At 34.9% G+C, this 6,752-nt stretch carries 7 protein-coding genes; 2 read left to right on the forward strand and 5 right to left on the reverse strand.

All coding sequences use genetic code 11. From position 1 onward, the window contains the following. On the forward strand, positions 1-224 hold a 224-nt coding region (locus HU235_RS22205; protein WP_174881621.1), incomplete at its 5' end, for an STAS domain-containing protein. Between the two features lie 86 nt (positions 225-310). Here the strand turns inward: HU235_RS22205 and HU235_RS22210 are convergent. Further along, a complete protein-coding gene (locus HU235_RS22210) occupies positions 311-703 on the reverse strand; it encodes a hypothetical protein (protein WP_174881622.1) in 393 nt (130 codons plus the stop codon). Positions 704-1,014: 311 nt separating this feature from the next. After that, positions 1,015-2,700 carry a methyl-accepting chemotaxis protein gene (locus HU235_RS22215; protein ID WP_174881623.1) on the reverse strand — a complete coding sequence of 562 codons (1,686 nt, stop codon included), beginning with the start codon at positions 2,698-2,700 and terminating at the stop codon, positions 1,015-1,017. Positions 2,701-2,940: 240 nt separating this feature from the next. Between HU235_RS22215 and HU235_RS25195 the strand changes: the two genes are divergently transcribed. Then, positions 2,941-3,405 (forward strand): hypothetical protein, encoded by a 465-nt coding sequence (locus HU235_RS25195; RefSeq protein ID WP_233452369.1) that lies wholly within the window; start codon positions 2,941-2,943, stop codon positions 3,403-3,405. Between the two features lie 36 nt (positions 3,406-3,441). Here the strand turns inward: HU235_RS25195 and HU235_RS22225 are convergent, their stop codons facing one another. The 3 genes from HU235_RS22225 to HU235_RS22235 all read right to left on the reverse strand — a co-directional run bounded on the left by HU235_RS22225 (position 3,442) and on the right by HU235_RS22235 (position 6,391). Beyond that, positions 3,442-4,512 (reverse strand): LLM class flavin-dependent oxidoreductase, encoded by a 1,071-nt coding sequence (locus HU235_RS22225; RefSeq protein ID WP_174881624.1) that lies wholly within the window; start codon positions 4,510-4,512, stop codon positions 3,442-3,444. A 352-nt stretch (positions 4,513-4,864) separates the two neighbouring features. After that, a complete protein-coding gene (locus HU235_RS22230; RefSeq protein WP_095302453.1) occupies positions 4,865-5,185 on the reverse strand; it encodes a hypothetical protein in 321 nt (106 codons plus the stop codon). Positions 5,186-5,380: 195 nt separating this feature from the next. After that, positions 5,381-6,391, reverse strand: coding sequence for a DUF3231 family protein (locus tag HU235_RS22235; RefSeq protein WP_174881625.1), 1,011 nt, complete (start codon positions 6,389-6,391; stop codon positions 5,381-5,383). Positions 6,392-6,752 lie beyond the last annotated feature (361 nt).

A 6,752-nucleotide genomic window follows, 5' to 3' on the forward strand; every position in this document is an offset into this window, starting at 1 on the left:
CATTAATTATTGATTTATCTGGAATTGGGGATATGGAAGCAGATGTCATAGATTATTTTTCTAAAATGATTGATGGTGCTGCAATGATGGGCTGCCATACTGTTATCACTGGCTTACGTGCAGAAGTTGTACGTAAAATGGTCCATTTAGGTGTTACCTTCCATAAAAAAACAAAAACATTAGGAACGTTACAGCAAGCTTTAAAGGAATATTTTATCGGGTAAATAAACGAATAAAAATACGGGGTGTCTCAATTGTGCCAGTTATACCTGTAAAAAACACCCCTTTATCAGTTTATGTATATTTTAGACTATGAAATAGTTTGTTTTACTGAAATGGCATGTGAATAAATTGTGCTGACACAGCCATCTAAATCTTCTTTCTTTAATAAACCTAAATTTAGAGCAGATTTTATTTTTCCCTCATCTGGCTTTTTTTGAATTAGCTCATGTAAATTTAGCTCTTCAAGTCTACTAACCGTTGCTTCTTGGGAGTATTTCTCAGTCTTTCTTATTTGTCTTTGTAATTTATATTCCCCAATAATGATTTCACCTTTCCCTTGCTTTCCAACCGAAGAATCAAAGTAGTCGTTAAAGTCCTTTTTAAGCTCATCTAATTCTGTTTCTATTTCCTTTTTCCTTACCATCAAGTCAGCATAATGTGCAAGTTTTTCCCTTGTAACAGGATTTTCATTTATCCTCATACATAATCCCCTCTTTCCAATAAAGATAGTTCATCATATTTGAAAAAGTTGAGAATTATTCCGGTTCCATACTGTTAACGAGAGGAAAAAATGGCATCAATGTTTAGTGGTCCGTTGTTCGGGATTAAAACACAGACGATGTATTTTCGAATAGCTTGCGAGTAATTAGTGTCTTATTGTTAAAATTAAAAAAGGTTCTGACCCCTCCAACAAACACCGATATATAGCAAACCAACCTCATCATTAGTCTGTATATTGTCTTTTTGGGGTCTGAACCTTTGTTTTTGAGCAACCTCTTCAATTATTAGCAATTACACTTTAAATCGACTTACAATTGCTTCAAGCTCTTCAGCTAACTTTGATAACGAAGCTGTAGCATTTGATACTTCTTCAATTGAAGCTAATTGTTCTTCAGTTGCCGTCGCAACGCTCTCTGTGCTAGCCAACGTTTCTTTTGAGCCTTTTGCCATCTCATCTATTGAATGCTGAACAACTTCAAATCCAGTTGAAATTTGTTGTGTCATTGCAGCTACCTCTTGAATTTGCGCTGTGACTTGCTCAATTGACAGGATAATATCTTTAATTTCCCGGACAGTAAGCTGTGAATACGATAGACCTGATGTTACATTTTCTTTTACTAATTCGATGTTAGCTACCGTTTCATTTGAGTCCTTTTGAATGGTTACTACGAGGTCTTGAATTTTATTTGCTGATTCACTTGCTTCATCCGCTAATTTTCTTACCTCTTCTGCGACGACCGCAAAGCCTTGACCATGCTCCCCTGCTCTTGCGGCTTCAATCGCAGCATTTAACGCTAAAAGATTTGTTTGTCCAGAGATTTCAGAAATAAGTGTTGAGATACCTTTAATTTCCTCTGCACGATGGGCAAACGATCTCACTCCACGATTTGCTCGATCAACTGATTGATCAATCGATTGCATTTGCTCTTCCATCCGTAAAACAAGGTTTGCACCATTTTCTGCTCGTTTATTCATTATATTTGAGACTTCTGCTACATCGTTTGTAGTTTGTGCTACCTTCATTAAGTGTTCAAGTGAATGATTAACAGAATGTAAGCTGTTCTCTGTTAAGTTATATTGCTGCTCGCTACTAGTTGCAATCATTTGCATCGATGAAGAAACCTGTTTAGCACTTGCTTCTGATTGCTCAGCACTTGCTGAAAGCTGTTCTGATGAGGCTGCAACCTGATTAGCGGACATGCTAATTTGGATAATCATTTCCTTTAATGAAGTAACAAATGCATTAAAAGAGCTGGCAAGTTGACCGAATTCATTATTCCCTTTCACCTTAACCGTTTTCGTTAAATCTCCTTCTCCATTTGCAATATCCATTAATTGATTGTTTATCGTTCTTAATGGTAACAAAATTGACTTTAGCAGCATCATGCTTAAAAGAATGCCAATAATCGAAGAAATAATCGTTGTCACTAAAAGAATCGTATTGTTTCTACTTGCATTCACATCATTCTTTTCTATTAAATGACTCACATCTTCATCTATTTCTGTAACAACGTTATTAACAGATGGATCTAACACTTCTTTTCTTAATGTTCTTTCCTCGTTAAAATGAAGTTCCTTTGCTTGTTCAGGATTAGACAAATAGGTCGACATCACTTGCTGATTGATTTCCCAAAAGTCGGTGAAATTTTTCTGCAAATCTTCTATTGCCCGTAAATGTGTTTCATCAATCATAAGTAATTGGATGTCTTCAAGCGTCTTTCTTATATCGTCAGCCTTCTCCTTCATTCCATCTGTATATTGACTATCACCAGTAATAATATAGGCTCTTTCATCATTTGAAAGACCAGCAAGCCGATATTGGACATGTTTTACAAGCTTTTGAATTTCCATTTGTTCCTTTAATTTTTCCGTTTCATTAATAGTTGATTGAATAATTGAAACAGAAAAAGTTCCTAAACCGATAATTGAAACTATTAAAATTGATATCGTTAGAATAAGTTTTGTTTTTATTTTCATAAATTGTAGCTCCTCTCATATGACTGTAATTTTTTTATTCAAATCAGGATTGTTATTAAAATTAATAAGAATTAAAAAAATCCTCATGAATCCACCCTTTTATATCGGTTGTTACTCAAACTTTTTAAAGCAAAATTTCATATGCAGGATTATCTGCCAAACTGTCCAACCGAAAGAATAATGTCTTCAATATATTAAAGTGTATCCTAACCTATTAGTAAGGAGGGAAAAGGGAAAGATATGAATAGAGAAGATAAACAATTTACGATTCATTACAAAAACAAACGTAATGCAGGAGAGGGTGTAACCGTCAATATCCATATTCAAAATGCTTATATACTTGGCAACAAAAATATCCAGCTTGAGCAACGGGCAGAGGGTGGCGGTCAGATCAATAGAAATGTTGGAACGAATGCGAATCAAGGTGGTCAAAATGCGATTGATCATAGCTCTGCCCAAAATAATCAGTCACAATTTGCTAATGGAAATGGTCGAAGTGGAATTGCTGGTAACAACAATGATGAAGCAGGAGGACAACAAGGGATAAAGGTAAGGGATAGTCTCTTTAATAATAGCAGCATTACTTCATCATCAAATCAAAGCCAAAGTGAAATTGATGAGACAGTTGACGAAGGATTAATAGATGAGACAGTTGACGAAGGATTAATAGATGAAGCAACCGACATAATCACATTTGAAAAATAATGAAAAGGACCAAATATGGTCCTTTTTATAATCCTTTTACCTACTCGTCGCTTTACGCACGATTGGTGCCACTTCTGTAGCTAGTAATTCAATTCCTTTCGCAACCTTTTCAAAAGGAATACCACCTATATCAATCTGTGCGATAAACCGTTGATGATGAAAAAGCTCATATTGGCGAAGAATTTTTTCAGCAATCTCTTCAGGACTTCCAACAAACAAAGCGGAATCAGCGCCCACCATTTGATCATAATCTGCTCTAGATAACGTATACTCCATACCTCTTTGCTCATAAACGGACTCTTTATAATGAGCATAATAAGGATAAAACTCTTCCTTAGCCTGCTTTGATGTCTTTGCAATATAACCATGTCCTGTTACTGCTACTTGTAATTGTTGGGGATCATGACCTGCCTCTAGTCCAGCTTTATGATAAATATCTACTAATGGTTGAAAGCGACTTGGATCACCGTCAAGAATAACGACAGCCATACCAACTCCTAAATGACCTGCACGAACTGCGCTCTCCTTTGTCCCACCAACCCCTATCCAAATTGGAATCTCACGCTGGAGCGGTCGAGGGGCAATTTCCGCATTATGTAATGACGAACGAAAGCGACCTTCCCATGTTATTTGCTCATGTTTATTAAGCTGTAAAAAGAGATCGATATTTTCTGAAAATAATGCATCATAATCCTTTGTATCAAAACCAAACAATGGAAATGATTCTAGAAACGCTCCCCGACCAGCAATAATTTCGGCACGCCCACCTGAAAGTAAATCCAATGTTGCAAAATCCTCATAAAGCCGAACTGGATCAACTGTACTTAATACGGTTGTCGCACTTGTTAATTTAATTTGTTTTGTTTGCTGTGAAATGGCAGCTAACATAACTGGAGTAGCTGAAACAGCATAATCCAAACGATGATGCTCACCAACTCCAAATAAATCAAGTCCAGCTTCGTCGGCAAGTTTTGCTGCTGCAATGATTTCCTTCATCCGTTGCTCTGCACTAATTTTTCTCCCTGAAAGAGGATCTTTACTGATATCCCCCAAAGTATATAGTCCTATTTCAATACCTGAATTTTTAAATTTCACTTCTGTCTTCACGATAATGTCCTCCAAAGATGTAAGTAAACCTAGGTCTCTAATACAGATAATCGAGCTTTACAAATTTTTACTCCGTAATACGATAGATTGTCCTTCCTTTATCATAAAATAAATTTTTTTAAACACCTATAAATATGATTGTCGTAAAGCAAATAAATGCTTCAAAACGACCTATAATAGTTTTTTTATTGCACACTCCAATTTCTACAATTCAAAAATATTCTGTTACATAACCCTATACCAAGTGATGAATGGATATTCCTTATATAGCGTCTCCAAGTCATAGATAAATAAAAAAAGCATTTCTCTTTATGATAAGAAATGCTCAACATTAACTCTCACTTTTATATTTTTAACTATTGACTAACTCTTCTTTTGAAACAATACGCCATCCATTTGCTACAAGCTTTTCTATATAGTCATTGATACTTATTTCCTCTATTTCGATAGCAAGTGGATGTAGAGAAACAAAGCATTCATTTTGTTCATAATTAATCGTCACTTTTACAACCTCATACCCATTATGAAACCGTGAATCAAATCCAGGGTCATCAATAATATCTCCTTTAATTGGACGAATCGATGACTCAAAAGTTTTGATCCCTATTTCATATCTATTATTTTCCTGTTGTTCTTTTATTGAAGTGAGAGAAATAAGCATATTGATTTTCAATACTATCGTCTCCTTTTAAACTGATTAAATTGTTAATTATAGTATAACATTTATCCTTCTTTGAAACGTTAATCCATTAACAATTTACTAACCATAACAAAAAAAGCACCTATCTAAATCATTTGATAGATGCTTCAATATAATCTGGACAATGAAGTTCCAATTATTTAAGACAAATGCCACCAGCAATTTCATTTAATCACTTTTTGCCAACCCTTCATGGTCAGTAGCTATTGGAGGCTGTTCAAACCAGCCATTTTCTATTAATAGATTCATTCCATCCTCTGCTAGCAACCCTATCTCTGTTATCATACGTATATAAGCAGCGGCCAAATCTCTTCTTTGACATAATGCCAATGCCTCGCCATAATAGCCTATTGCCGAAGAAAGAAGTGCCGTTATATGAAAAAGCATTAGCTTGTCTGAAAAGGGAGCAACCGTTGAATCAGTAACCTCTGTCTCAAAGGTTCTAGGTATATGTAAATTGTCCTTTTTCACCTTTGTTGTAAGACGATCAAAATGCTTTTGGCAAACCTGTCGTCCTCGTTCCATATATTCCCGAACCTTTTTAGATTTAGCCACCTGACCAAATCCTAGCTCAAGCACCATTTTTACCATTGTTTTTTGCATGTTGAGATATGTTCCACTTATTTCAACCGCATTTAATGGTCTACGCTCACCAAGAAACCCTGTTAAGAAAGATTGATCCGTTACAAAATCAACCTTTTGTTGATTATTTAGTGTAGGAGGCTTACTGACAATTCCTTTTTGTAATAAAACATTGCTAGAACTAGCATATAATTTCGCAGTTTCATTCGTACAGTCAATAAAATAATTAATATAGTCCTCACGTAAAGAACTACTGACAGCAGCAGCATACCTCGTCAATCCATGTATTGCCATTATCTGTATATATACAAGCTTATATGTATCTGTAAATAGAGCTGGTGCATTAACATTAACATCTTTATCAGAAAATCCTTTTGGAATCGGGTAATTTTCCTGAGTTAGGAAATATCTAACCTTTTCAAGATGTGCTTCTGCTAATTCAAGAGCATAACGCAATACATCACAAATCTCCTCATCTTCAACATTTTTAATAAAATATTTAAGAACACAGGATGATAAGCTATCATTCATATATTGTGACCAAATTAGACCTAGCTCTGACGCAGAGCTTTTCGTCTTATGGTTTTGATCATTCATCAAATGCCCTCCTAAAAATTTGTATAGGTTAGTTTGTCCAGCCGTTTCTTTGTTAATTCTTAAATGTATTATCCATATTACTATTCAATATAATAAGCATTACAAAAAAATGAATTTTTAGGGGGTTGTAAAAGGATGTGGGATGTGGTTCAAAAATAATTTACTTACCTTCTATTGATCAAAAGTTGAGATGATAAGTAAAAGAAACAAACTTTTTGGGCTTACTCTCTAAAGGATTATGATAGAAAATAACAGTTCGATCTAAAAAACGAATAATCGGAGCTTTCCCATTAAATATTATTTGTTTTCATTCGTTTTTTTGAGTCTAAGAGGTCATAGATTATTGAGACTGTACAAACTA

It is taken from the genome of Metabacillus niabensis (assembly GCF_902829255.1).
GTDB classification, from domain to species: Bacteria; Bacillota; Bacilli; order Bacillales; family Bacillaceae; genus Metabacillus; species Metabacillus niabensis.